Origin of the sequence: Candidatus Methanodesulfokora washburnensis, assembly GCF_003947435.1 — an archaeon.
In the GTDB taxonomy this organism is placed as follows: Archaea; Korarchaeota; Korarchaeia; order Korarchaeales; family Korarchaeaceae; genus Methanodesulfokora; species Methanodesulfokora washburnensis.
In genome coordinates this window covers 26331-50751 of sequence record NZ_RCOS01000087.1, presented here as the reverse complement: position 1 = coordinate 50751, position 24421 = coordinate 26331, and the positions used below count along the sequence as shown (strand labels likewise).

Here is a 24421-nt window from a genome sequence, read left to right as displayed (position 1 = left end):
TGAACTCAGAAGGATCTGAGGAGATTTCTTATTCTTTCAATTAAATTATCTATCCCATCCCCAGTTAATGCAGATACTTCTATGTACTCATATCCACTTAAAAATGCCAATGTCTCCCTCACTTTATCGGGGAAATCACCCCATATATCCTTCTTGTTTAGCACAACTATCAGTCCTTTCTCGGAAAAAGTCTTTGAAATATCTCTTAGAACATTCATCTGCTCTCTAACAGAATAACCACAGGTTTCTGTTGGATCCAAAACGAAGAGAATTATTCCGGGGAGGTTCTTTAGTGCTGTTATAGCCTGAAGCTCGAGCTTGTTTCTCCTGTTTAAGGGTCTGTCCAACAATCCCGGGGTATCTATCACTTGAGCCATTCTGAAGTTTCCAAGATCCATGTGACCCAGAAGAAGCCCCTTTGTTGTGAATGGATAGGGAGCCACCTCTGGTTTTCCAGTAGATATCCTCTGTGTTATGCTGCTCTTTCCTGTGTTTGGCATTCCGCTAAGTATCACGCAGGGAATATCAGTTCTTATATCAGGTATTTTTCTTAACTCTGAATAAATATCCCTGAGATAGTTTATCTCCGGTTCTATCCTCCTCAAAATAGAGTTCATTCTAGCTATTGCCATGTTTCTCAGCCTTTCCATCTCCACCGGATCTGATGTCTGCCTTAGGGAGGATATTATCTCCCTCTTTATCTTTCTTATAGTTGTTGACGCCCAGCTCAGCGCACCCAAGCTGTGCTTTAGCTTATTTCTATCCGCGAGGGAATCCAGAAGATCCAGATAGAATCTGTCGATAGAGTCTAAGTTTGGATATGATCTGACAACAGACATTAAAATAGCGCTTGATGTATCCATCATTCTTCTGACCCTATCTATCTCCCTTCTTCTAGCAGAGCTTAAACCTACTCCTCCTCTAGAGGATCTCATTCCTCTTCTTGCTGAAATATCGACAATTCTCTCAACTTCAGGAGGCCTAAGAATCTTTTCAAATGGATTCATTCTGTTCACTTCAACATTATGAGAGAACTAGCCATGTCGAAGATAAGTACAACAGCTGTCATCAGGGATATTGCCTTTATAAGATACTCAGCCCGCTCTTTCCCATAAACAATCTCCAAGAGATCTCTTACTATGAGTCCACCATCGAGAGGCACTAGCGGGAGAGAGTTAAACATAGCCACCCCTAAATTGAGAATTATGGCCCAGAAGAGAAACTCTTCAAGTGGCATAGCGATATTGATCGGAAGGAATGTCCTATAATAGGGGAGGGGGGAAAGAAGAACCCCTATTAGTGGCTGAGTGGAGTTGTTTGAAGCCCCAAGCACAATAGATACATTTCTGTCAAGTGTCTGTATTACGACAGTCTGTCCCGGTTTCATTCCTTCCTTCAGCTTCTGAAGCTGATCCATGCTATTGATTCTCGTCCCATTGATCCCAATTATCACATCTCCTGGCCTTAACTTGCCGTAAGATGGTCCATCCTTCATCACATCTGATACTAGAACGCCATGAGGAGATGTAGGGAATCCTTGAAATATGAGAACTGCTATTATCAAGAACAGCAAACCAAGTGCTAGATTTGATGCTGAACCAGCTGCTTCTATTCTGGCTCTTTTTTTCGGCTCAGCTTTCTTCATCTCGGCATCATCCGGCTCGGTAAAAGCACCGGGTATGACAAATAGGATGAAAAAGCCAAGCTTTCTCACCGATATTCCTTCTACAACTGATGAGTAGCCATGAGCTAGCTCATGGACAATTGCCAGCAGGAATATGGAGATTATCACAGCAGGGGTCAAGCTGACTGTGATCCCAGGTATAACAGGGATGACCGAGATAGATGCTTGGCTGCTCTGGAAAAGAGTTTTGAAAAATGAGATAAATAGATATATCAGCGTGATTGAGCCCATTATAATTGAAATCCAGATCGATGCTGTGGAAATTTTTCTCATCCAAGAAAATTTATTTTTATCTAATTTATTTATAAAATCAGCAGGAAGATCCACTTGGAGATAAAAAGGTGATATTTTGATCCTCTTCAGCTTAACTATTCTGCCTGCTGCGTAGAGGATAATCCAGAAGATAGCTAAGTAGAAAAAGAAATCTAGGCTCAGGAAAAATCACCTCTTATTGAGAAGAATGGAAAGGGCCATCTCTAATATATTTGTAAGCTTCACTACAGAATCTATATACACAAATTCATCGCTTGAGTGTCTGTTCCCGCCATCCGGTCCTATTATGACAGATGGTATCTTGGCTATATTGTTCAAGTAGTTTGCCTCGCTTACTGATCTGTGTACATCAACAATAGGTTCGCTGTTGAGGGATCTGGCAAAAGAATCCCTTAGCACCCTCAGGAGATCTGAGTTCTCATCGAGTAAATATGGTTCCATGAAGGGAGTGGGTCTCTTCATCGGCTTTATAGATACCTCTGCCTTTAGCCCCTCTGTCCTCTGGAGATATGAGATAAGCCTCTTCCTAACCTCATCCTCGGTCTCTCCTGGGGGATAGTGGTGGTCTATTCTCAACAGACATATGCCAGGATGATCCATTATGAGCTCAGGGGATTTTATGGAGAGAGGAGCTATTGTCCCCGGACTTATCTCCGGATATCTTGTTGCATGAAGCACTATCTTGGATGCCTCAACTATGGCATTTGTAAAGGGCTCAACCCCAACTCCAGGCCGACTTTTCACCTCTACATCTAAAACTATCCTCCCATAAGCTCCCTTCATTATCTTTAAGCCAGTTGGCTCTCCAACTATGGCCCCTTTTATGCCGTTTAACTTCCCCGATTTTATAAGATGGTAAGTCCCTCTGCTAAATCCCTCTCCATCACAAACTGCTGCAAGGACAACTCCATCGAGGGGCTGTTTCTCCCTCAAATTTCTTATGGCCTCTATCATGGCGGCTAACGAGGACTTTGAGTCGAGCGCTCCCAAGCCGTAAACAGCATTGTCATCTATCTGTCCCCATGGATTCCTCGTCCATTCTCCCATTAGCTCAATGGTGTCCATGTGAGTGAGGAGAAGATATCTTCTCTCCCCTCCAAAACTCGCTAGGACATTTCCTCCGCACTCCGGTACAGGTAGAAGCTCAACTCTATCTGCTATTCTCGAGAGTCTGTCAATTAGATAGCTAGCTATTTCAGACTCCCTTCTAAAAAAACTTTTTATTCTGATCAGGTTTATAAGCTCGCTCAAGAGGCTACTCCTATCCACTTTTATGATCTCCTCCCGACATCCTTCCACTCTATCCTAGCGGGAACGAACTTCTCCTCTGTTCCGCTATCTGATATTATCAGAATATCTATACCATCTCCTGATAGCGCATCCCTCTCTATAGCAGCTCTCATCGCCCTCTCGGCTATTTCCACTGCTTCATCCTTCTCAAGATCCTTTTTAAAATATCTCTCCAATATTCCAGTCGCCATCTGAGCTCCTGTACCAGTGGCTGCATAGTCCTCCTCCAGCATTCCTCCAGCTGGATCGAGCACTATTATCTTAGGCATGTTATTTTGTTCCAATCCTCCAACCAATATCTCGGCATAAAAGGGGCCATAAAACCTCCTCTGATACATTATTATCGAGAGAAGTCTTGCAATATTCGTTGGAGTTGCTTTTCTCTCTATATCCATTTCATAAAGAGCTATATTATAGCTGAGAATTTCTGAAAGCTCCTGAAAATCTGCAGGTAATCCGCTCATGGATAGACCAACACGCTCATTTATTTTCATCACTTTCTTAGCAGCCTTGCTGAGTATGAATCCTCCATAGGATACCCTTCTATCAGCAGCTAAAACAACACCATTCTTGAATTTTACACCCAGAGATGTGGCAAGAACCATATCATCACTCTCCTTTCCAACAACATAGAGCTATTCTAGTTAAGCATAAATCATCATCCATCTATTTTTATACTTGTCTCTTGGCCACTCCCATAAATCCTTCTCACATTTTGCATAGGAACATCTCATTCTCCTAGCCTAGCATTATTGAAATAATGCTAGGCCTCTCCTCTCATAGAGAATGGACAGAATCCATATATTCCCGATTTTTCCTAGGATCTACACTTCTATTCCGAGCCTTTAGTGAAATTAAGCTAATCAATTAATAAACTTTGTGCTGGATAAAAAGATCTAATTCCAGTGTGATGGGAGCCCTTAAATCATCTTTCAATCCTATTTGTATTGAAACAAGCCCCGGGCGGGATTTGAACCCGCGACCTGCCGCTTACGAGGCGGCCGCTCTGACCGCTGAGCTACCGGGGCACCATGATATGATTAACAGCTAATATAAAGTTGGTGCCGCTAAATTCATTAACTCAATATTAATTTTAAATTAAGTTATCTTTTTAAGAAAATTATGACGATGATTCTCTTAATTCACAGAAAAATCCTCTCCATTGGTCACTCTGAAGCATACTATTCTATCAAAAATATTAACTCCCTCTTATATAATTTAGGTTATAAAAGCAAACTCTATATCTTACCTAACACCAAAAATCTAAGGTGGACTATGGACTACTCAAAGATAGCACTCACCATGGCAATAGGAGATAGAAGAATAGCAAAAAAGATACTTGAAGCTATGGATGGAAGGGAGATGGAGGAGGGTGATATAATATCAGCCACTGGTATGAGCCCTCAGGATCTAAGGAAAGTTCTCTATATATTACAGGGAGAAAACCTAGCTCTTCAGCTTAGAACAGAAGTCAACAGAGAGGAGGGAATAAGAAGGGTTTACTGGAAGCTAAACAGGGGTATTTTTAAGGAATATGTTGAGAGAAGAATAAAAGAAGCTATGAATCTTCTTTCAAGGCATGTAATGGATCAGGATTCCACCGAGCACTATGTTTGCGCTTCAGATCCGTCTCATATGAGACTTCCTCTTGATGAGGTACTGAGAAGGATATCCTCCGGCGAAGAGGTTGTGTGCGAGATATGCGGCGCTATGCTGGTGCCGGAGAACAAAGAAGACGAGAAGTATGCGATCGAGGACATGATAAAGATGATGAAGGAAGCTCTATCTCTTATAAAAAACTCAGAGCAGCTCTGAGAAATGTTTATAAAAGGTTGTTATTATTAACTTGGGAGCCGGGGTGCCCTAGCCCGGTAGGGGGCTGGCCTGCTATTGTATGCGGAGAGTCAGTGGCCCATTGGGCCGCGTGGGTTCAAATCCCACCCCCGGCGTTCATTTCAGCTTAGTCTCAAATAGGATTGAGAGATCACCTTGCCTACTGAAATCGCAATGAATCAAGATATAACATAAAACATTTTTATAACATAAGAGATAGCCTATGTACATCAGGCTCTCAGTCAGGATTAGATTTAAATAATAATTCCTGTAACGAGTGTTATGCCCCGGTAGCTCAGCGGTCAGAGCGGCCGCTTGGTAAGCGGCAGGTCGCGGGTTCAAATCCCGCCCGGGGCTTGTAAAATAATGGGCCGGTGGTCTAGTGGTATGACGCCGCCCTTACGAGGCGGAGGCCGTGGGTTCGAGTCCCACCCGGCCCATCAGAGGAATGTTTAATAAGTCCCTTGATGGCATATGGGAAGGTGTCATGATGCCAACTTACGTGTATATAGTTTTCTATAAGTTGAAATATATGACAGAAGAGGAGGAGGAGAAAGCCAGAAAGCAGTGGACTGAGATAATAGAAAAATGGCCCGCAAAGGTCAGACTTCTCGGCGTATTCGATCATGCATGGGGAACTAACTATAATGGATTCCTGATGCTCGAGTCAGATAGCATGGATGCTTTCGCTGAGTTCTGGAAGTGGTTTAGAGACCAGATAAGATGGTATATAACTGATACGTACACCATAATTTCCTTGAGAAGGTAGTTCATCAAGATCAATGTGAGGAGACTCCCGACCTTTAGCCGAGGAGAGGAATCGCAGTAAGATTTAAATATTTCTCCCTTCTAAAGCTGGGGCAGGTTGCCCTGAAGCTATCTGTCCTAGGGATATAGCTAGGAGGGCCAAGTCCCTCCTAGCAGGGCATCGTAACCATGCCCGTAGGGGACTGCGGATGAACCTACAAAGCTCCCGACTTCAGTCGTGGAGCAGGTTACTCCTCTAGTGTGACCAAGAGCACATTATTACCTCTTATGAAAAGCGTTCCAACACTTCTTATTATTTGTTTTGACTCTGGATCCCTCTCTCTTGCTGATGTGAGCACTAAGTTCATCATTTCATCGTACACTGTCAGCCTTCCTACAACTTCAACTCCATTCTTCAACCTGACGGTTACCTCCTTTCCATGTGCATGCTTAAGAAAGGAAAGGGGTGATGTCACCTCCTCTTTCAACAAAATCCCTCCGCATATTCGAACAGATAGCTCCTTTTAACGGGATCTTCCTGCGTGAAAATCCAAGAATGACAGTATTTCTGACTTCTTACAAAGCTAATTGGAGTTATAACAGCTTTACACAGCGGAATCACATGATTTTCAGCAGGTCTTAAATATTCTTCAGAAGCAGGAATTCCAGCATCCACTTGTCTAGGAAGCATCCCGAAGATTCGAAGAGGGGTTATATTTAAACCTTGTTTATCACTCCTCTTCAAATTCCAGTACATAATATATGCTTTTGTGGAGCTGTCCTTCATGAAAAGGACCTCTCATCTGCTGCTCATTGCTATTCTTTCTATTTCCTCTTTTCTCCTTATAGCATAACTCCTGTTTCTATCCTCCTCAGCAGCTGCTATTATCTCATCCGCAAGGGCTTCTGCTAAGCTTTTTGTTGTTCCAAAGGCCTTCATAGCAGCGCCGCTTGCTATAAACCTTATGGCAAGATCCACCATTCTAGCTGGGGACGTGTCAACAGCATGGAAATACCTTATTCCTCCATACACTATTGCTGTCACCTCCTCCCTGACTATTGAGTTCTCTATCGCATCAATGAAAACTTGTATTGGATTTCTTCCCGTCCTTAACTCAATTATCTCAAATGCCAGTTTCACAGTTTTCATTGCCCTGAGTTTCTTTCCTCCATTCTTGCTGTTCGTTCTATCCTTTTCTCTAACATAGTTCATAGCCTGTCCCATGAGCCTGTTGGCCAATCTTTCCACTATTGGAATATCTAGCTTCCAGAACCTCCTGTGCTCATGTCTTCCTCCTGTATGGGGGAGATAAACAGGTCTTAGTGATATGACTGATTTTAGGGCCTGATTCTTTACCTCAACACCTTCAAAACTCCACTTTCCGAATAACTTTATGTCCAATTAATCACCTCGTCGGTTTCTCCTTCTTTCCGGAGAGAATGGCCTGAAGGCTGACTCCATTTACCTTTATAACTTTATATCTAACTCCGGGTATATCACCTGTGCTTCTTCCCTTAGATCCCCCAATCCCCTCTATTATAACCTCATCATGTTCATTTATGACATTAAGAGCTCCATCTCCTGGGGCAAATGCCGTGACTATAACCCCGTTCTTGGAAAGTTGTACTTTAACTGCTTTTCTCAGCCCAGAATGAGGCTGTCTTGCCTCAAGTCCTATTTTCTCCAGCACTATTCCTCTAGCCATCGGTGCTCCTTCTAGCGGGTCATATTTCCTTTTCAAATCAAGCACTCTTCTCTTGTATCTCCAAGAATGCCATCTCTTTTCTTCATACTTCTCTCTAAGTACTCTAGCAGCATAGAGACCCATGGGAGATTTCTTGGCCAACTAACACTACCCCCTCTGCTATAACTCCTCCCCTATTTTAACATTTTCTATCCCCAACCACCTCTTTGCAAGCAGTCTGGCTCTTTTTATTCTCCTTCCATTTCGTCCTATTGCTATGCTTTTATCCTCTTTTTTCACAAAAACATTGGCAGTTTTCACTTTTTCTTTCTCATCTATGATAACTTTGGTAACTCTCGCTGGACTGAATAAATTCCTGAGAAATATCTCCGGATTCTCGTTATACTCAACCACCTCAACGTTCTTTCCCACTTCCTTAAGTATCATGTCTCTAAAAGCCCTAAGTTTCCTTCCACCTCTTCCAACAGCCCTTCCGAGCATGTTCTTCCCAACTAGAAATATGAGCCTTCCATTTTCCTCATCCTCAACTACATCCATTGCAGGAACTCCCAGCATGCTCTCGAAGAGGGCCATATATCTAAGCTGCTCCTGATCTATTGTGACCTTCCTATCCGGTATCAGGATCCCTCCTTCTGCTCAGCTAACTCCAGTATTCTTGATTCTCCTGGATCTATTATTACTATTGTTGAGACAAAGAAGGGCTTTCTTACAGCTCTTCCTAGATCTATGGACTTGCCAGGATATTTTATCACCGGAACATTGCTCATTTTAGCCAAGTAAAGTATCATGTCCCTCATGTGGCTTGGCATATTTTCAGCTATGACGATTGCTTTTGGCTTCTCTTTTCCAGTCTTAAGGTACTTTACTGCCTTCCTGTATCCTATTATAACCTTTCCAGAGGAATATGCAAGTCTCACCTCATCCTCCATCTGCAACACCCCTTGGCATGAGTTTTTCAAGCTTCCACCTAAGAGCTACCTTACCTGTGCCCGTTGTGGGCAACTGTCCCATTATAAGGGCATCCAATGGGCTTTCTACAGGATTTCTATCCCCTCTTCTAGCTGCATTTAATGCCACATGATATGTCCATTCAAATGCCATCTTGCTGAGAGGAGTTTTCATCTCACTGAAGAAGCCTGATGGAATTCCCAAGGCCTGTAGTCTTATCGCTTCTAAAGAGCCCTGATAAGTCATTGCATCGGCTATAAGCCTGACATATCTGTGATCTACCTCTAATCCCTGCTCTTCCAGAACTTTCATGAGCTCTCTGAATAGGCATGCCCTAGCTGCCTCAATTCCAAGCACTTTTGCAACCTCCTTACAGTCATTTGTGGTTGTCCTACTTATGTCTACCTGTGGGATCTTTAGGACAGCTTCTAGATTTGATCCAGTTGTCTTTATTACGAATTCATCCCCTTCTTTCTCTATTCTTATCTTCCTTATTCCCCTAATCCCCTTTATTCTCCTCTCAAGAATTCTTATAGCCCATGTTCTCAGAGCTTGATAAGGCCTCTCCTTCGAGGCAGCTTCTATCAGAGATACTGTTATGCTATCCCCCTTCACCGTGATATCTCCTTTCTTTGCCTTTATTATTTTAGATATAGCGCTTTCAAGATCCTCCTGCGTCATGTCATTCGCTCTTAATGCATCCTTATCGACCTTCATCGTTAAGGAGAAACTCATGTTGTCCACCGAGAACTCGCTCAAGAGATCCCTTATTCTGACTTCCTTTATCTTGCTAGCTATTTTTCTCACCTTCTCCTCATCCTTTGAGTACTCTGGCTTCAAGTATATCGTCATGGACGGTCTGCTTGTTGATGCGTAAAAGACAAGCTCCTTAAACCTCTCAACTCCATATGTGACGTCCATCTCCAGAACTCCTGGGGCATGGAATGTCCTCAACACCATCTGAGTTGTTGGCTCGGCTATGCTCTGAGCTGATATTATTCCTATTGGGGTGAGGGGGTCTATCTTTGCCCTGTCAAATGCCTCCCTTATCTCCTTAATCACATCCTTTGCGGCTGAAACCGGCACCTTGCCTGCTATCCTTTCTGCTACCCAAGAGGGAAGATTAGCACTGCTAACAAGCTTCTGTGCATCCTTTTCAGAAATTTTAGCTCCTCTTGATCCAGAAAATCTGCTTATCAAGGCATCTATGTTAACAGGCTCTCCCTTGAACAGCTTAACAGGATCGTATCCATCCCCTCCAAAAGCCATCTGTATTATTCTACCGCTCCAATCCCTAACAGTTCCGTCATAGCTCACATACATGTCCTTAAGTGAGTTTGCCACTCTTCTGTAGAAGTATCCGCTGTCCTCAGTTCTCCTTCCCTTGTCTATCAGGGATTCTCTGCTGCTCATTGCATGAAAGACAAACTCTGCTGGATTAAGGCCATCATAATAGCTGCTCTTGACATATCCCCTTGCCTCCGCACTTAAGTCTCCTCTCATAAAGTATGTCAAGACCCTTCCTCTGAATCCTTTTCTAGGTCTCCCACTAGTTAGGACAAAGCCAAGTCTGCTCTTCACCATTTGTTGCCCAACAGTTCCAACCACTTGGGCTAAGTTGGTCATAGAGCCTCTGGCACCTGTTCTAGCCATTATTATAACATTAGATCTTGGATCAATATATTTCTTTATTATTGGACTTACTTGAGATCTAATTCCATCCAGTATCTGCACTATCTCGAATTCCAGCATTTGTTCTTCAAGCAAAGTCCCCAAAAGCTCCTCCTTCGTTCTATGAACCGCTTTTTTCCTAGCCCCAGACTTCTCAAATTCCTTTATTCTCTTTGTAACTAAGCTGAAGGCTTTCTCAAATTTATCCTCCATCTCCTTCTTTGCCTCCGGTGGAAGGAGCATCTCCTTCATCGATGATGATATTCCCAGCAGAGTCACCTCCTTAGCTGCCATTTTCAATATCCTGCTGAGGAAATCAGCTGCCACATCTGGACCGTAATCCCTGATGATTACATCTGTTAGCGTAAGCCCTCCCTTGACAAGGGTTCCCATGGAATTATCATCTAAAACTCCAGAGAGATGATTTCCATTCAGTATAAGGACAAAAGAATCCTCAGGACAGCTTGGATCTCTGCATTCTGACTTTGAGCTCGCCATTTTTGCCACATTAGTGTAGTTTAGATCTTTAGGCAGCAGCTGGGATATTATTTGCTTTCCAGTCCAAAGCTCAACTGGATGGATAATTGCAGGCTCCGGCAGCAGATCGACACCCGCTCTTGCGAGCATCCTTGCGGCCTCATCTTTTGTGAAAAGAGAGTCCTTCTTTGTTATATAGTAGAGGCTTGTTATCATGTCCTGCCTTGCCCCAACTATAGCACCTCCAGTTCTCGGAGATATCATGTTCTTGGTCACGCTCATCAGCTCTTTTGCCTCCACTCTTGCCTCCAGAAGCTGAAGTGCATGTAGATTCATCTCATCTCCATCAAAATCAGCATTATAAGGAACGCAGACAGCTGGATTTAGCCTGAAAGTGGATCCGGGGAGAACCTTTACTCTGTGCCCTAGAATAGAGAGCTTGTGAAGGGATGGCTGTCTGTTGAATATGACATAATCACCGTCCATGAGATGTCTTTCTACTATGTCCCCAGGCTCCAAGCTTTCAGCCATCTGCTTCAGATATTCCCTTCCCTTCCTACTTATTGCCTTTAGACTTATGTGCTGCCCTCCTTTTCTCACATAATTTGCTCCTGGATACTGATCAGGTCCTCTCATCACAAGCTCTTTCATCCTCTCTATATTCTGCTCTGTGACGAACTCAGGCACTGTTAAGGTCATGGCAACCTCTATCGGAACTCCCACTTCATCTATGTCTATCATCGGATCTGGGGATATCACAGTTCTACTGCTGAAATTAACTCTTTTTCCTATTAGATTCTTCCTAAATCTACCCTCCTTTCCTGAAAGTCTCTGAAACACGGATTTCAATGGTCTTCTCGTCCCTCTTTGAGTTGCAGTTGGCAGCTGAGCTTTTGCATTATAGAAGAACACGCTGGTCCAGTACTGTAAAAACTCCCACTCTCCTTCAACCACACTGTTTGGTGAGCCTCCGGCTATGGATTCCTTCAGCTTCTGATTGGCTTTTACCAGCTCAACTAGTATGTGGGTTAAGTCGTCCTCAGATCTTTCTCCTGCCTCAAGATATATGGATGGCCTTATTGTTATCGGGGGAATTAGCATAACAGTCATAACAGCCCACTCGGGTCTTGCTCTCTCGGGGTTAAATCCCAGAACCATCACGTCCTCATCCGGTATCTTCTCCAGCCACTCCCTTATCTCAGTGGGCCAGAGCTTTCTGGGTTCCGGCTCCTTTATCATAAACTTATATACCTCAGTAAGGGCTACCTTTTGAACAGGAGCTCCGCAATGAGGACATGTGTCATGTTTGCTCAAATAGCTCTTAACAGCTTTTCTCACCTTCCTATAAAGCTCATCATCTATCTTCTCAGCATCGTTCCTCTCCCAATATTCCCTTGCCTCTTGTATCAATGCCTGCCTTTTCTCTTCAGGAACTAGGATCTTTCCGCAGCTTGAACATGTCATGTTGAGAATCTGGTGTATGTGCCTCACATATCCTATATGTATCACAGGCTTTGCGAGCTCGAGTCTTCCAAAATGACCGGGGCACCTCTGGGCAATATTCCCGCATACAGGGCACCTCTGTCTTGGATTTATAGACCCAAGTCTTGGATCTAGTACTCCTCCTTGTATGGGAAGTCCTCCTTCGTCATAAACGCTTGGCTCTGTTATCTCTATCTCCCCTATTCTCCTTATATCGCTGGGAGATAGAAGGCCAAATATAACCTCCTTTATCCTATAAGGGGCAGCCTCCTCAACTGTGATAGGCCCTGTGAACGACATGATGACCCCCCTATATCTCCTCAACCCTCAGCCTGACATCTATGAGTCCTGACATGAGCTCCTTCACCATTAGAGTAGTTGCGTGTGTTGTTACAACAGGATAAACCTCTACATTGTCCTTGCATCTAGGACAGTAGAACTGGTTTGTTATCGCATTGAAGTAAGCAAGAGAATTACACCTCTTACAGATATAAGCTATTTCTTTGTCCGAGTTCTCCACATACCTGTCATATAGAACAGCAGCAGCCCCATGGGATATAAGAACCTCCCCCTCCATTTCTCCAAGCCTTAGACCTCCCCCTCTTGCTCTTCCCTCAACGGGCTGTCTAGTTAAGAGCTGTACCTGCCCTCTGGCTCTGGCATGGATCTTATCTCTTACCAAGTGTTTCAATCTCTGGTAGAATCCCACCCCTATGAATATAGGTGCTTTTATCATCCTGCCTGTCCTGCCATCATACATTATCTCCATCCCGCTGTATTCAAAGCCCAGCTTCTTCAGTCCCTCCATTATGTTGTCCACTTTCTCGTTCATGAATGGGGTTCCATCTATGAAGGTGCCTTTAAGAGCTCCAAGTTTGCCCGCAAGTATTTCTATTAGCTGACCTATTGTCATTCTGGATGGTATTGCATGAGGATCAAGTATTATATCAGGCACTATGCCGCTTGATGTGAAGGGCATGTCCTCCTCCTTGAATATCATTCCAACAACCCCCTTCTGCCCATGCCTAGTCGCAAATTTGTCACCTATTATCGGAGGCCTTACCTCCCTGACTCTTACCTTCACAAGTCTCTCTCCAGATGGAGTTGTGACAAGTAGAACATCGTTTACAATTCCCTCCTCCCATGTCCTCATGAGGACTGAGGTATCCCTTCTCTCGAAGGAAAGGGCCATTCCTCCTGAAACTCCCATTAAGCTGTGAGCAAATCTGGGAGGACTTGTCCTTCCTATGAGCACATCTCCTCCCACAACATAAGTCTCAAGATCGACTATTCCATCATCTCCCAGCTTTTGGTACTTCTGCTCCTCCAGTTTTCCAGTGACATTCTTCAATGGAAGTGGGTTCTCTATCTTATCCCCCTCTATTATAGCCTGTCTTTTTGCAATAGCTTCATACGTTCTAAATGCCACTATTCTTGCCATTCCTCTGTCAACTGCTCCTTGGTTTAGGACAACAGCATCATCCATATTGTAACCGTCCATTGGCATCAAAGCAACTACTAAATTCTGGCCTGCTGGTCTTAGATGATATCCAACTATCTCAGCTCCTTTAGTGTAGACTATTGGTTTCTGTGGATAAAAAAGGATGTAAGATCTGCTGTCAGTCCTCAACCTCCAGTTCGATGCGTAAGCACCAATTCCCTGCCTAACCATGTTGGATCCTATTATGTCCCTCGGTATAGCATTGTGCTCTGCATATGGTATTTGATTTGCCGCAGCCCCGAGCATTGCATAGGGTGCGAAGTCCAGATGAGTGTGCTCAGGTCCTATCTTCTTTATGTCATAGGCAACAACGGCATTCTCCTCCTCATCAGGATCTAGAAACTCAATTATCCCCATTCTGAAGAGATCAGATAATGTCAGATCGCCTCTTTTCACCTTATCCAAGAGAGATATTGCATCCTTTATCCTGTTGACCGGTATCAATGGTCTTTGAACTCTCCCAGAATCAGCATTTATGTGAACTGCATTCTCCTCAGCCATGTAGACTACATTTATCTCATGGCTTATCTCCAATCTCTTTTTCTTCATGAAGCTCACAAGCTCCTCTGGATCATCTGTTAGACCAACTAACTTTCCATTGACGTAAACAGGCACTAGAGATCCGACCTCCACTGGAGTGGCTTCCTCAATGGGCTTCATCCCATGTTCTCTAAGGCTTCTTATTATCGGCTCTATGTCGATTCCATATGTGACAGAGGCCATCAGGGCCAAGCTCCTCACAAGCCCCACATTTGTCCCCTCTGGGGTTTCAAGAGGGCAGAGCCTGCCAACGGAGGTTCCATGTATCTGCCTTATCTCATGAAGAGGAAGGCCCGGCGGAAGGCTGGAGCTCACCCTCCTCACATGATGTAAAGTAGCCATATAATTCGTTCTATCAAGATTTTGGCTTATTCCCAGCTCTCCTCTTGGCCATGCCCCAGTTGCCATTGCTCTTAACATTCTCTTAGTTATGTATAACTCTCCCACGACCTTTCTCCTTAGCTCTATGTCATACACTCCTTGGGATAGCTGTTCCTCTGCTTTTTCCTTCAGCCTAGTTATGTACTGGTAAAACGCATCTCTGAAGAGCTCCTGCATCAGATTTCCAGCAAGCCTAAGCCTTTTGTTGGAGAAGTGATCTTTATCATCAGGTTCACACATTCCTCTCACAACTCTTATCAGCTTCTCTATTGCTTTAGCTAGAAAATAAGCCTTAGCCTTGAAATCCTCTTCTCTAGTGCCCATATGAGGTAGAAACCTGTTCTTCAGGTAGTCCTTGGCTATCCTTATCCTATCCCTCTTGGGAGCGCTTTGAACAAGCCTTCTTCCTATGAAGTCAAGCGCATCCTCTTCTGAAATAGTGCCCTCTGATCTAAGAGCTCTTTGAGCATCCTCTAAGCTGTATAGGAACTCGTTTTGTATCTCAGGATTTGAGGATATGCTGGCAAGTATATCAGAATCCTTCATCATTCCCAGGGCTTTGAAGAATATTGCAACGGGTATCTTCCTCAGACCTCCAACGGATGCCTTTATTGTTCCATCGCTCAAATAGTACTCCATGAAAAGTCTGCTCCTAAATCCAGCAAGCTCCGAGACTACTTGTGCAGAGTGGGAGTAGGGTTTATTCTCAGCTCTAGTCTCCTCCACTATCACCTTATTTGGCGCCACATCATCCCTTATCACAAGAACTCTCTCAGATCCATTTATTATGAAGTAGCCGCCTGGATCAAGAGGATCCTCACCCACTTCCTCAAGCTTCTCATAATCCAAGCCATAAAGCCTGCAGGCCTTTGACTTCACCATTATAGGGAGATGTCCTATCGGTATTTTCTCAGTCTTAAGCTCCATTCCAGATGAATAAACTGAGATCTCTAGCTCCATCGGGGCCTGATATGTGGCATTTCTGAGCCTTGCCTCAACAGGAAGTATTGGAAGCTTTGCTCCATCATATTCATCTATCTCAGGCCTTCCAATTGTGATTCCCTTGAGCACCAGCTTGTATCCTTCTATCAGCTCTATCTCCTTGAAAGTTTCTATAACCTCCTGAAGTCCTCTATCCAGAAATCTGTTAAAGCTCTCTATCTGGGGATCAACGAGACCTCTCTCCCTGAAGAAAGCCAAAACTAAAGGGTAAAAATCAACCTCCTCAACAACTGATTTCTCAACAGTTTTTCTCATATCTCTCCCTCAGGCAACAACTATTCTATAGTATGGAACAGGTTCATCAGGTCTTAGTATCTTTATCACATCCCCAGGCTTGGCCTTAAGCTTCGCTATAGCGGGATCATCTATCCTTATCTTGGGCAGCAACTGGAGATCTCCTATCCTATTCTCCAGCTCCTTTACCTCTTCCTCGCTCAGCTTTATATGTTTCGGCACAAGAATGTGGGATGATATGTCGATTTCCGCTTCGGCCTCCTTCTTCTCAGCCCCAATCACAACTTTTTCCTTCTTTAAAACCTTCTTTTCAGCCGGAACTTCTTTAACTCCCTTCTTAACCCTCTTTTTCCTGGGTTTAGTGGATTTCTTGGCCAAGCCTGGGACACCCTCACCCACTCAATGGGAGTAGTTTTCTAGGGGCTATATAAAGATATTTTCTGGTAACTTTAAAATTTATTCTTTGATATATAGGTGATCATTTATAAACTTCCATACGTAAATTTTATAAATAATTACCTAAAAGTCTATTAATCTAATTTTAATCGAATAACCCCGCTGCACTATTTAATTATGAATCATGCGGATTTTTCATCAACATTTTTAACCAAAACCTGCTAGAGGGCTGGGGTGCTATATTGATCGAGATAAGATGGCATGGAAGAGGTGGACAGGGGGGAGTTGTTGCCTCTAGAATAGCTGCAAAAGCTGCTTTTTATGAAGGGTATTACTCCCAAGCCTTTCCATTCTTTGGAGCTGAGAGAAGAGGAGCTCCCGTAACGGCATTCACCAGAATATCAAAGGAGGAGATAAAGCTCAGAAGCCAGATATATGAGCCAGATATAATTGTGATAATGGATCCAGCTCTTGTTAGGTCGGAAGATTCATGGAAGGGGCTGAAAAACGGGGGTATTGTCGTGGCAAACTCGGAGAAGCTGGAGCCAATGGGCAGGCCATCTAAGATAGCAATAGTGAACGCAACTAGAATAGCCTTAGACCTTGGCCTAGTTTCAGAGGGCTTACCTAGGCCTAACACAGCTATGGTGGGAGCATTTTCCAAAGTAACGGGGTTAATAAGCCTTGAAAATGTGAAGAAAGCAATATTGGATGTGCTTGGCCCAAGAATAGCCAAGATAAACATCGATGCGGCTGAAAGAGCTTATAATGAAACCAAAGTAATCGAACTTTAATTATTATTTTTTTAACAAGAAATAGTAAAAAATGATTTGAATTTTGTTATTTTCATGTTCCCTCTGTGAAAGAATCATAGAACCTAGCGTATACATCTACTTGTTCTTCCTCCTCTCCCACCTCAATCGTCCTTTTCAAGCCGCAGTTTATGCAGCTTATCCTTGCAATTCCAGCTTTTCTATCGATATCTATCACAATAGAAGTGTGCTGACATGAGGGGCATCTGAACATGGATGACTGTCTCTTAACCCTTTTGAGAGCAAAGGTCCTCCTTCTCTTCTTCCTTCCCAGATTATCACCTCCTTCACGGGATCTAAGGGAACATTAAAAAGCTTCCCTAGAGATTATAAAAATAAAAAAGAAGAAAAGGAAGCTAAGAGGTCTTGCTAGCAGCCTTCCTGTATTCAGAGTACCTCTTCAATCCGTCATAAGCCACTACAAGCCCCAGCACAAATAGCACAAGGCCAACTATTCCAAATATTGCATTCAGAGTAAGGGCAATTCCAGGATACTTCAGCATCATTCCAGCTCCTAGAGGCTTCCCTATGGCTACTGCTCTGAAGAAAACAGCTGATTCAAACAGAAGGGCCGCTTCGCAGGTTATTATCATGAATATTGCTGGCCAGAATGTGTATGCAGTTGGTTTCTTCAGCTTAGCTAAGTATATCGTCACCAAGGTGAGGGCTAGGCCTGCAAGAAGCTGATTCGACCCTCCGAACAGCAGCCATATGTTTTGCCAAGCTCCTGTGTATGCAAATATATCCGCTATCACAAGCCCTACTATTGCCCCGACGTACTTGTTTCCCAGAAGTGGGCTCTTTCCGCCAACTACATCAGCCCATACAAGCCAGAAGAACCTCACTGCTAAGAAGCCTATTGTTATGGCAAATGTCTCAAGCCACATCCCGAAGAAGGCTCTTATCCAGGGTGCTGCAGCAGCTCCTCCTGTGTACGGTGAGATAAGCTTCACAGCTCCGAGAACTAAAGAAGCCCAGTTTATCCCTCCAGCAGTCTTGAGATCAGCAGGAGTTAATACCATGTAAGCAGCGACGGATGCAAGTGCCAGAAGGCCTTCCGTGAGCATCGAGCCTGCTGCAACGGGGAGGGCATCTGTCTCAACATCAAGCTGAGGAGCTGATCCAGACGTGCTTATCAGGCTGTGCCAACCTGATATCGCTCCACAGGCAACTGAAACTGTGAGAATGGGCCATATAGGGCCAGGGCTCCAGAAGTCATTTGTTGTTCCCAGAAATCCTCCCCAGGCGGTTTGCTGTATCGGGACATTTGTTATGGGAGATATCAGAGCACCCAATATCAACAGGATTATGCCGAACAAGCACGGATAGGATGCAATATAGGTGATAGGTTGTGTCACATACATCAAGGATATAGTTGCCCCTATGAAGAGCAGAATTGAAGTAAATACAATCCAGAGCTCAAGCTGCGGATATGGCAGTGGGAAGTACATGCCTGCAACTATTCCGATAGCTGTTATGATAAGACCCACTACTGTCGATGTTATAACACCGGTCTTTGCCTTGTACAAAAGAAGGCCGCTCACTATCCCTCCTATATACAGGAATACTGTGGCCAAGACTGTCTCAGGGAACTTGAGGAAGAAAGTGCTGCAGAGAACTGCAAAAACTGCTACTATCAGTATGAGATAGAAGAACAGGAATCCAAGCAGGGATGTTCTAGCTCTTGGGCTTATCAACTCATATGAGAGCGGACCCATCGATTTCCCGTCATTCCTCACCGAGAGGAAGAGGGATGTGTAATCATGTATCCACCCTATGAAGAAATTACCAAGGATTATCCATATTAGGGCTGGGATCCATCCATAGTACAGGGCTACGAAAGGCCCTAATATTGGTCCTAACCCGGCTATTCCCTTGAATTGAAACCCATAGAGCACATATTTGCTCACAGGGAAGAATGTTATTCCATCCATGTACATGTGAGCCGGAGTTGCCCTCTTTGGATCAGGCTCCCAGACCTTCCTGTCATACCACTTGGCGTAGGCATAGTATGCTAGCAAGTACGCCACTATGGCCAGAATCACGAACCAGACGGGATACATATTCGACTACCTCCTCTTTCATCATCGGCGCATGTCAACTGCATCCTTATTAGATAAAAACCTTTCCATTAATTAGTTAAAGAAAATACCGATATAGTTGGCTAAAATCGATAAAATCAAGAGTGGTGAAGATGGAGATAGGATTTCTGGTAGTATTGCTGTTAGCAGTTTTTATGACAATATGGTATGCTATAGCAAAAAGGATGAATTTGAAGAGGCAAAATGAGCTCTGGAGAGCTCTGTCCCCATATATAAAAGGATATACTAGAAAAGTTGGATTTAGGAGATTTGGATCTAGCGGATTTCAAATAAGTTTTCATGGGAAATCTCCTCTTTTTAAGGTAGAGGTGACCTTTGTCCTAATGGACAGGGAGAATTTCCTCCACTATATCTTTCAGAAAGCTTCTGGGAAAAAAGATGAGGTATACCTGAAGGCATCCTTCTCCTGCAATCCATCTTTCAGGCTTTCAAGCACTGGGGATGGCTTAAAACCGCTTGAATGGGGCATTTTAGGTGATCTAAGGTTCTTCTCGGATGATGCATCGAAAGCTGCAAGAATACTGCTGAACAGCGAGATAAAGGAGCTTTTTGACAGGATAAAGGTGAAAGGGCTCTCTATATCCAAGGAGGAACCTCATCTGATAATGAGATGCGATGTCGAAGAAGATACTCTCAAGCTTCTAGTTCCTCTTGCTGAGAAAATAGCATCAGCATGCTGTCCTAATGACAGGAAAGATCGACTATGAGCTCCTTAAACAGCATAACATTTTCTTCTTTTCTTCCAGTAAGTTTTATCTCTATTTTTCTTTTGGTGATATCACAGAAAAAGCAGAGAGTGAGCTCAATCAGTTTTTCCCTTTTGATAATGCCTTTTTCAATTCTGTTCATCATATAGCCGCATTTGTGTCCATTGACCATGATGACTCCATGCAACATTCCCTTTCTGGCTTTATCATGAATCCATCTCTCAATATCAAATTTTTTAATGGGTTCTGATGTTTTGATCGTCATTAAAACCTCTTCTCCTCTCTCAGAAGAGAGGCCCACCATAATGTAGCCATTAGTCACCCAACTGCGATCCCCAGTTCTTCTAGAGCTCTCCACCTCAGCAACACCGATAGGAAATGCTCTCCAGTCCTCCGGTATGTTAAAAGAGAGAAATGAGGTGGTTCCCATCAAAATGTTTCCTGCCTCAAGGTTGACAGTTCTTCTGCCCACCTAAGCTCACCCAGAATCATTCCTGAATTTTCTCCAAGGCTCCTCTCTCTGATAGGACATGTTCCCTCCACTTGTCTATCAGAGGAAACCAGTAAGGTAAGAGTGCAAGTTTGTAAAAAGGAACTGTGGGAAGACCTATCAGATCTCCCACAGTCAGAGTCATGAAATTCAGATCCTCCTCAAATTTCAGCTTCTCAAGGGTCTTTATATGAGGCAGCACAGCAAAGCCATGCAGAAACTCCCTTACCCTCCTCGTGAGCTCACCCGATTAGAGGAGGAGTCCTTTCTCAGGAGTCCATGTTGCAAGATCCTCAGATATTCTCATTATCATGTCTATTCCTGCAATCTCAGTCTCATAAAGTGGTATCACAGCCCTCACAAGAGGCCCCATTTTCTCCTCTATAATCTTCAGGTATCTCTTCTGCTCCTCGTACTTGTTCTTCAGGTACTCAGTCCCTCCCTCAGCCACAAGATCCTTTCTAAGAACTCCATTCACTATAACCCCTCCTATCGCTATGTTGAAACCTCTCACCATGTTTATGAATCTCTCTACAACAGATATCGGCAGGGCAAGCGGTAGAGTGACAAAGAAGAACGCAGTCTGGCTTGGATCACCCAGAATAGCACTAGCCTTATTTATCTTTCCCTCCAGAGCTATCAAGTCTGCCATTAATGGATCCTTCTTTATCTCCTCCATAGCCTTCTCCTTCCTGAATGAAAGCTTTACCCTAAGTGACAAAGCCTCCTCCCTGCTCTTTATCATCCTCCTCAGCCAGAGACCATAAATCTTGTTCAGGCCGAGAAGCCTGACTGCATTTGCCACTGCTGCACAATCAAATACTATTTTATCATAATTCTCTTTCTGCTGTAATATTATATCAACAACAGCATCGAACATAGCACTTTCCTCAAATGCCGGGTTTGTAGCTGCGATATCTATGAACTCAGAGGCCTTCATTGGTATGTCAGCCCACTTCAGGAACCAAGTGAGCCTGTCAGCCAGCTGTTTTTTGTAGCTGTTCACCTTGTCCGTTATATCCACCTCCACTGCATCAAGATTTCTGATTCCCTTGACAGGTTTTATCAATCCTCCTGAAAGATCCTGCTCAAACAAGCTGGAGAGAGAGTGAACAGGGTTGAGAGATGCCAGCAGAACCCTTTTTCCATTGTTAGCAAAGTAAGCTGCTATCCCGGCGGCAGCTATAGTCTTTCCCACTCCCCCTTTTCCTCCTGTAAAGAAGTACTTCAGGGTCTCGTGGCTCTCAACATATTCCCTAAAACCAACAGGCTTCTCCGCAACAACTGTCATTCAAACACCTCCAAACCTGGTTTCTCAAATAGATGTTCAGCTACCTTGGCTATCATCTCCATTCCCTTTGGCTCTCTATCAAACATTGGAACAACTGCTCTCACATAATCCCCGAACTTCTCCTTTATCTCCTTAAGATATGCCTGCTGCATCTCAACCCTCCTCTTCAGGAACTCCCCCACATCAGGCCTCTCAAGAAGCTCTCTCGGATACACCTGATTTACTATAACACCGGCCATCTCTATATCCAGCTTTCTGAACATTTCTATAGCTCTTTCTGTGTCCAATATGGCCATTTTCTCAGGAATTATGACCATGAAGAATGCACAGGCATCTGGGTCTGTGAGAACTTCCCTGAAGAAATCCAGTTTTTCTCTTATGCTTCTCAGCTCCTTCAGGATATCCTCCTCGGTTTTGGAGCTAATTCCCTTCAGATAAGCAGCTGCTTGTGCGTACTCAGCTGCTTTTCTCCTAGTTTCCTCCATCTTGTCTATCCAAGCATCGAGTATTCTTGCCATGCTCACCATCCTAACTCCATGGCCGAAGGGGGGCATGTCGAACACATATGGATTGAACTCCCCTTTTGACAGGAGATCAGCCATTGCATCGTATGTAGCTGATTCATGCATTGCCGGCTCATAAGCGGAGGTCTCTATGTACTCATCTATCTCCTCAGGTATCTCATCTATTCCATACATCGTCTTTATCTTGTTCCTGACCTCCTCTTGGAACTCCTTTATCCTTTTATCTGCATCTATCTCGACTACAAACAGGTTTTTCTCGATCTCTATGATCCCCTTTCCGAATATATCCATCTCAAATATATCGCTCAGGGAGGCCTGAGGATCTGTGCTGAAGCAAAGTGGTTTCTTCCCATTTTTGGCAAACCAGTAGGACATTGCGGCGCTAGAAGTAGTCTTTCCAAGCCCTCCCTTTCCCGCATTCACTATGACCTTTATGTTGGGCTTTTTCTCGAAGAACTCCTTCAGGGAGAGCATGAGGACACCTCAGTACAGCATATCCGTGACATCTCTTTCCTTCAGCATGCTCCTCTTCCATGTCTTCACGTTGGGCACTGCATATGGAAGGAGCTTTAATGAGTAATACGGTGGAAGAATAGGGATCCCCATCATATCTCCTAATGTTATCAGCATGAAGAGGTGCTCTAGATACATTCTTGTCTTCAGCATCTGTCTTGTGACAGCGTGAGCAGACATTCCATAGATAAGGCCTGCTACTGCCTCCTTAACCTCGCTAGATTTCTTTTCTCCCTCCTTTTCCTTCTCCTCCTTCTTTTCCTTCCTCCTCAACATCTGCTATCACCCATTGTCTAGGAGAAACTTTTAATTATAAAGGTTTCCTGAAAAAATTGTGAGATTCATGAATGAAATCGAGAAAATCAACATTAGGGGATATTTAAAAGTGAGTGAGTTAGCTGATATGATGGGAATACATCAATCAACTGTAAGATGTTGGATAAGGTCGGGATATCTAAAGGCTGTGAGGACAAGAGGAGGACATTACAGGATACCAAAAAGCGAGGTAGAGAGAATACTTGAAGGAGGTAAAAGGGGAAAGCTCAGGGCTGTCATATATGCAAGAGCATGTTTCAGGGATCTTAGGGATGAGGTAGATAGACAAGTGTCTTTCTTAAAGAACTATTGTGAGAAAAAGGGATATAAAGTAGTGAGGGTGATAGAGGAGGTATCATCCTGCTTGGATGATGAGAGAAAAGGAATATCAGAGATCATAGACATGGTTCTGAATGGGATGGTCGATGTAATAGTGGTTGCCTACAGCGACAGGCTCTTCAGATTCCACTTTAAATGCATAGAGAGGCTTCTAAGAGGATACGGCGTGAAGATAGATGTGGCAAAAGGGGAGATGCCTCCTTGGGAGAAGGAAGAACTCCTAGAGGATCTGATCAAAATATTGAGGGATTTCTCCCGCAAAATACGTCCGGAGTGCAAGCTTGATTCAATAGAGGAAACGCTAAGAAGCTCTTTAATGGGAAGCTAGCTTTTTATAAAATCCTAATAATAAATAGATAGGGTAAGTAAAAACTTTAAGTTAAGCGATGAAAATAAAGCAGAATGCATCTGCAGAAAGATAAAGAAGTGCACCAGAAGCTTGCTCTAGAACCAGAAGGTGGCTGTCGTCTGTCCTGAACTCTAGAGCTGCTTTAAATGTAGTTTGAATGGACTATCCTTAAAGTAGATTTTTATTGATCTTCCTAAAAGTTTGGTGATCCTCTATGAGATTGCTCCATCTATCCGATATACATGGAAGAGTGGACTTGGAGAGGATACTGAGGGCATTTAATGAGCTCAAGGCAGATATCATAGTGATAAGTGGCGATTCGGAGAGCTCCAGTCTATTAAGGGATCTAGCAGGAAGGACAAGAGTTTTTTATGTATCGGGCAACATGGACAGCATTTCTGTTGTTGAGACAGCAAGAGAGCTGGGAATGCTGCTAGACGGGGAGGTCCTAGATGTGGAGGGGATCCTTCTGGCAGGAATCGGCAGAAGGGAGGAGCATGATCTCAACAGGATAAGGAAAGAGGTAAAAGGGGACTGGATTCTGGTATCTCATTATCCTCCCCTTGACACAAAAGCAGATATTGCGTCAAGCGGAAGGCATGTTGGAAGCAGGATTATCAGGAATGCAATAAATGAGCTAAAGCCGAAAGCATGCCTTTGTGGCCATATACATGAGAGTCCTGCCATATTCAGGCTGAATGATACTGTTGTTGTGAATCCCGGTCCTGCGTTCATGGGAAGAGCTGCCATCATAGATACAGAGAATTGGGAAGCAGATTTCACCAGGATATAACAGCCAATATGAGTTTTTCCT

General features: G+C 43.8%; 26 protein-coding genes and 4 tRNA genes. 9 read left to right on the top strand and 21 right to left on the bottom strand.

Translation table 11 applies throughout. The features are described 5' to 3' along the window. Positions 1-5: 5 nt before the first annotated feature. The 5 genes from D6D85_RS07415 to D6D85_RS07395 form a co-directional block, all read right to left on the bottom strand. Positions 6-1007 carry an NOG1 family protein gene (locus D6D85_RS07415; protein ID WP_125671429.1) on the bottom strand — a complete coding sequence of 334 codons (1002 nt, stop codon included), beginning with the start codon at positions 1005-1007 and terminating at the stop codon, positions 6-8. Positions 1008-1012: 5 nt separating this feature from the next. Continuing rightward, the gene (locus D6D85_RS07410) at positions 1013-1957 is read right to left on the bottom strand and encodes a M50 family metallopeptidase (RefSeq protein WP_125671428.1); all 945 of its coding nucleotides are present in this window, start codon (positions 1955-1957) and stop codon (positions 1013-1015) included. Positions 1958-2125: 168 nt separating this feature from the next. Next, entirely contained in the window at positions 2126-3208 is a 1083-nt protein-coding gene (locus D6D85_RS07405) for a M20 family metallopeptidase (RefSeq protein ID WP_125671427.1), read from the bottom strand. A gap of 20 nt (positions 3209-3228) precedes the next feature. Next, complete coding sequence (locus tag D6D85_RS07400; protein WP_125671426.1) at positions 3229-3852, bottom strand: proteasome subunit beta; 624 nt, start codon at positions 3850-3852, stop codon at positions 3229-3231. A gap of 350 nt (positions 3853-4202) precedes the next feature. After that, positions 4203-4275: transfer RNA gene (locus tag D6D85_RS07395), tRNA-Thr, on the bottom strand. A gap of 247 nt (positions 4276-4522) precedes the next feature. Between D6D85_RS07395 and D6D85_RS07390 the strand changes: the two genes are divergently transcribed. From D6D85_RS07390 to D6D85_RS07370, 5 genes are all read left to right on the top strand, one after another. After that, entirely contained in the window at positions 4523-5062 is a 540-nt protein-coding gene (locus tag D6D85_RS07390) for a hypothetical protein (protein WP_161969745.1), read from the top strand. Between the two features lie 37 nt (positions 5063-5099). After that, positions 5100-5196 (top strand) — tRNA-Ser (locus D6D85_RS07385). Between the two features lie 168 nt (positions 5197-5364). Further along, positions 5365-5437: transfer RNA gene (locus D6D85_RS07380), tRNA-Thr, on the top strand. Positions 5438-5448: 11 nt separating this feature from the next. Beyond that, a tRNA-Val gene (locus tag D6D85_RS07375) sits at positions 5449-5520 on the top strand. After that, on the top strand, positions 5496-5849 hold the full coding sequence (locus tag D6D85_RS07370; RefSeq protein ID WP_125671424.1) for a hypothetical protein: 354 nt from the start codon (positions 5496-5498) through the stop codon (positions 5847-5849). Before D6D85_RS07375 ends, D6D85_RS07370 begins: the two co-directional genes overlap by 25 nt. Positions 5850-6075: 226 nt before the next feature. Here D6D85_RS07370 and D6D85_RS07365 read toward each other — a convergent pair whose 3' ends face one another. From D6D85_RS07365 to D6D85_RS17215, 9 genes are read right to left on the bottom strand one after another with little or no spacing between them, the layout of a single operon-like run. Further along, a complete protein-coding gene (locus tag D6D85_RS07365) occupies positions 6076-6315 on the bottom strand; it encodes an LSM domain-containing protein (protein ID WP_161969744.1) in 240 nt (79 codons plus the stop codon). Further along, complete coding sequence (locus D6D85_RS07360; protein ID WP_125671422.1) at positions 6312-6614, bottom strand: hypothetical protein; 303 nt, start codon at positions 6612-6614, stop codon at positions 6312-6314. Before D6D85_RS07360 ends, D6D85_RS07365 begins: the two co-directional genes overlap by 4 nt. A gap of 12 nt (positions 6615-6626) precedes the next feature. After that, positions 6627-7229 (bottom strand): 30S ribosomal protein S7, encoded by a 603-nt coding sequence (locus D6D85_RS07355; protein ID WP_125671421.1) that lies wholly within the window; start codon positions 7227-7229, stop codon positions 6627-6629. 4 nt (positions 7230-7233) lie between these two features. Then, positions 7234-7656, bottom strand: a complete 423-nt coding sequence (locus D6D85_RS07350; protein ID WP_125671442.1) for a 30S ribosomal protein S12 — start codon at positions 7654-7656, stop codon at positions 7234-7236. 36 nt (positions 7657-7692) lie between these two features. After that, entirely contained in the window at positions 7693-8130 is a 438-nt protein-coding gene (locus tag D6D85_RS07345; protein ID WP_272914423.1) for a NusA-like transcription termination signal-binding factor, read from the bottom strand. Between the two features lie 20 nt (positions 8131-8150). Further along, positions 8151-8462 (bottom strand): 50S ribosomal protein L30e, encoded by a 312-nt coding sequence (locus D6D85_RS07340; RefSeq protein ID WP_125671419.1) that lies wholly within the window; start codon positions 8460-8462, stop codon positions 8151-8153. After that, positions 8452-12411, bottom strand: a complete 3960-nt coding sequence (locus D6D85_RS07335) for a DNA-directed RNA polymerase subunit A' (RefSeq protein WP_125671418.1) — start codon at positions 12409-12411, stop codon at positions 8452-8454. The genes D6D85_RS07340 and D6D85_RS07335 overlap by 11 nt, the downstream gene beginning before the upstream one ends. A gap of 10 nt (positions 12412-12421) precedes the next feature. After that, the gene (locus D6D85_RS07330; protein ID WP_125671417.1) at positions 12422-15790 is read right to left on the bottom strand and encodes a DNA-directed RNA polymerase subunit B; all 3369 of its coding nucleotides are present in this window, start codon (positions 15788-15790) and stop codon (positions 12422-12424) included. A gap of 9 nt (positions 15791-15799) precedes the next feature. Then, a complete protein-coding gene (locus D6D85_RS17215; RefSeq protein ID WP_373695743.1) occupies positions 15800-16168 on the bottom strand; it encodes a DNA-directed RNA polymerase subunit RpoH/Rpb5 C-terminal domain-containing protein in 369 nt (122 codons plus the stop codon). Positions 16169-16407: 239 nt separating this feature from the next. On the opposite strand from D6D85_RS17215, the gene D6D85_RS07320 reads away from it, so the two are divergent. Then, positions 16408-16959: a 2-oxoacid:acceptor oxidoreductase family protein gene (locus D6D85_RS07320; RefSeq protein ID WP_125671416.1), complete on the top strand. Its 552-nt coding sequence runs from the start codon at positions 16408-16410 to the stop codon at positions 16957-16959. A gap of 52 nt (positions 16960-17011) precedes the next feature. On the opposite strand, the gene D6D85_RS07315 is transcribed toward D6D85_RS07320, so the two are convergent. Together D6D85_RS07315 and D6D85_RS07310 are read right to left on the bottom strand one after the other, a co-directional pair. Next, on the bottom strand, positions 17012-17251 hold the full coding sequence (locus tag D6D85_RS07315) for a transcription elongation factor 1 family protein (protein ID WP_125671415.1): 240 nt from the start codon (positions 17249-17251) through the stop codon (positions 17012-17014). 82 nt (positions 17252-17333) lie between these two features. Further along, the gene (locus tag D6D85_RS07310) at positions 17334-19040 is read right to left on the bottom strand and encodes a carbon starvation CstA family protein (RefSeq protein WP_125671414.1); all 1707 of its coding nucleotides are present in this window, start codon (positions 19038-19040) and stop codon (positions 17334-17336) included. Positions 19041-19171: 131 nt separating this feature from the next. Here D6D85_RS07310 and D6D85_RS07305 point away from each other — a divergent pair, with 131 nt between their 5' ends. Next, positions 19172-19786: a hypothetical protein gene (locus tag D6D85_RS07305; RefSeq protein ID WP_125671413.1), complete on the top strand. Its 615-nt coding sequence runs from the start codon at positions 19172-19174 to the stop codon at positions 19784-19786. On the opposite strand, the gene D6D85_RS07300 is transcribed toward D6D85_RS07305, so the two are convergent. From D6D85_RS07300 to D6D85_RS07285, 5 genes are all read right to left on the bottom strand, one after another. After that, the gene (locus D6D85_RS07300; RefSeq protein ID WP_125671412.1) at positions 19761-20258 is read right to left on the bottom strand and encodes a hypothetical protein; all 498 of its coding nucleotides are present in this window, start codon (positions 20256-20258) and stop codon (positions 19761-19763) included. The genes D6D85_RS07305 and D6D85_RS07300 overlap by 26 nt on opposite strands. A gap of 16 nt (positions 20259-20274) precedes the next feature. Beyond that, positions 20275-20421 carry a hypothetical protein gene (locus tag D6D85_RS16250; RefSeq protein ID WP_161969743.1) on the bottom strand — a complete coding sequence of 49 codons (147 nt, stop codon included), beginning with the start codon at positions 20419-20421 and terminating at the stop codon, positions 20275-20277. A gap of 105 nt (positions 20422-20526) precedes the next feature. Continuing rightward, on the bottom strand, positions 20527-21567 hold the full coding sequence (locus D6D85_RS07295) for an ArsA family ATPase (protein ID WP_125671411.1): 1041 nt from the start codon (positions 21565-21567) through the stop codon (positions 20527-20529). Further along, entirely contained in the window at positions 21564-22565 is a 1002-nt protein-coding gene (locus D6D85_RS07290; RefSeq protein ID WP_125671410.1) for an ArsA family ATPase, read from the bottom strand. The genes D6D85_RS07295 and D6D85_RS07290 overlap by 4 nt, the downstream gene beginning before the upstream one ends. 9 nt (positions 22566-22574) lie before the next feature. Next, entirely contained in the window at positions 22575-22880 is a 306-nt protein-coding gene (locus tag D6D85_RS07285; protein ID WP_125671409.1) for a hypothetical protein, read from the bottom strand. A 67-nt stretch (positions 22881-22947) separates the two neighbouring features. Between D6D85_RS07285 and D6D85_RS07280 the strand changes: the two genes are divergently transcribed. Continuing rightward, positions 22948-23586, top strand: coding sequence for an IS607 family transposase (locus D6D85_RS07280; RefSeq protein ID WP_125671408.1), 639 nt, complete (start codon positions 22948-22950; stop codon positions 23584-23586). Positions 23587-23821: 235 nt separating this feature from the next. Next, positions 23822-24400 carry a metallophosphoesterase family protein gene (locus D6D85_RS07275; protein WP_125671407.1) on the top strand — a complete coding sequence of 193 codons (579 nt, stop codon included), beginning with the start codon at positions 23822-23824 and terminating at the stop codon, positions 24398-24400. Positions 24401-24421: the final 21 nt, after the last annotated feature.

What these genes read in the sequence shown, in the direction of transcription:
- D6D85_RS16250 (WP_161969743.1), bottom strand. Translation starts at nt 20,421, where the DNA reads ATGACTCTGACTGTGGGAGATCTGATAGGTCTTCCCACAGTTCCTTTT.
- D6D85_RS07295 (WP_125671411.1), bottom strand. Translation starts at nt 21,567, where the DNA reads ATGACAGTTGTTGCGGAGAAGCCTGTTGGTTTTAGGGAATATGTTGAG.
- D6D85_RS07280 (WP_125671408.1), top strand. Translation starts at nt 22,948, where the DNA reads ATGAATGAAATCGAGAAAATCAACATTAGGGGATATTTAAAAGTGAGT.
- D6D85_RS07335 (WP_125671418.1), bottom strand. Translation starts at nt 12,411, where the DNA reads ATGTCGTTCACAGGGCCTATCACAGTTGAGGAGGCTGCCCCTTATAGG.
- D6D85_RS07400 (WP_125671426.1), bottom strand. Translation starts at nt 3,852, where the DNA reads ATGGTTCTTGCCACATCTCTGGGTGTAAAATTCAAGAATGGTGTTGTT.
- D6D85_RS07350 (WP_125671442.1), bottom strand. Translation starts at nt 7,656, where the DNA reads ATGGGTCTCTATGCTGCTAGAGTACTTAGAGAGAAGTATGAAGAAAAG.
- D6D85_RS07310 (WP_125671414.1), bottom strand. Translation starts at nt 19,040, where the DNA reads ATGTATCCCGTCTGGTTCGTGATTCTGGCCATAGTGGCGTACTTGCTA.
- D6D85_RS07340 (WP_125671419.1), bottom strand. Translation starts at nt 8,462, where the DNA reads ATGGAGGATGAGGTGAGACTTGCATATTCCTCTGGAAAGGTTATAATA.
- D6D85_RS07330 (WP_125671417.1), bottom strand. Translation starts at nt 15,790, where the DNA reads ATGAGAAAAACTGTTGAGAAATCAGTTGTTGAGGAGGTTGATTTTTAC.
- D6D85_RS07305 (WP_125671413.1), top strand. Translation starts at nt 19,172, where the DNA reads ATGGAGATAGGATTTCTGGTAGTATTGCTGTTAGCAGTTTTTATGACA.
- D6D85_RS07410 (WP_125671428.1), bottom strand. Translation starts at nt 1,957, where the DNA reads ATGAGAAAAATTTCCACAGCATCGATCTGGATTTCAATTATAATGGGC.
- D6D85_RS07285 (WP_125671409.1), bottom strand. Translation starts at nt 22,880, where the DNA reads ATGTTGAGGAGGAAGGAAAAGAAGGAGGAGAAGGAAAAGGAGGGAGAA.
- D6D85_RS07415 (WP_125671429.1), bottom strand. Translation starts at nt 1,007, where the DNA reads ATGAATCCATTTGAAAAGATTCTTAGGCCTCCTGAAGTTGAGAGAATT.
- D6D85_RS07360 (WP_125671422.1), bottom strand. Translation starts at nt 6,614, where the DNA reads ATGAAGGACAGCTCCACAAAAGCATATATTATGTACTGGAATTTGAAG.
- D6D85_RS07390 (WP_161969745.1), top strand. Translation starts at nt 4,523, where the DNA reads ATGGACTACTCAAAGATAGCACTCACCATGGCAATAGGAGATAGAAGA.
- D6D85_RS07290 (WP_125671410.1), bottom strand. Translation starts at nt 22,565, where the DNA reads ATGCTCTCCCTGAAGGAGTTCTTCGAGAAAAAGCCCAACATAAAGGTC.
- D6D85_RS07275 (WP_125671407.1), top strand. Translation starts at nt 23,822, where the DNA reads ATGAGATTGCTCCATCTATCCGATATACATGGAAGAGTGGACTTGGAG.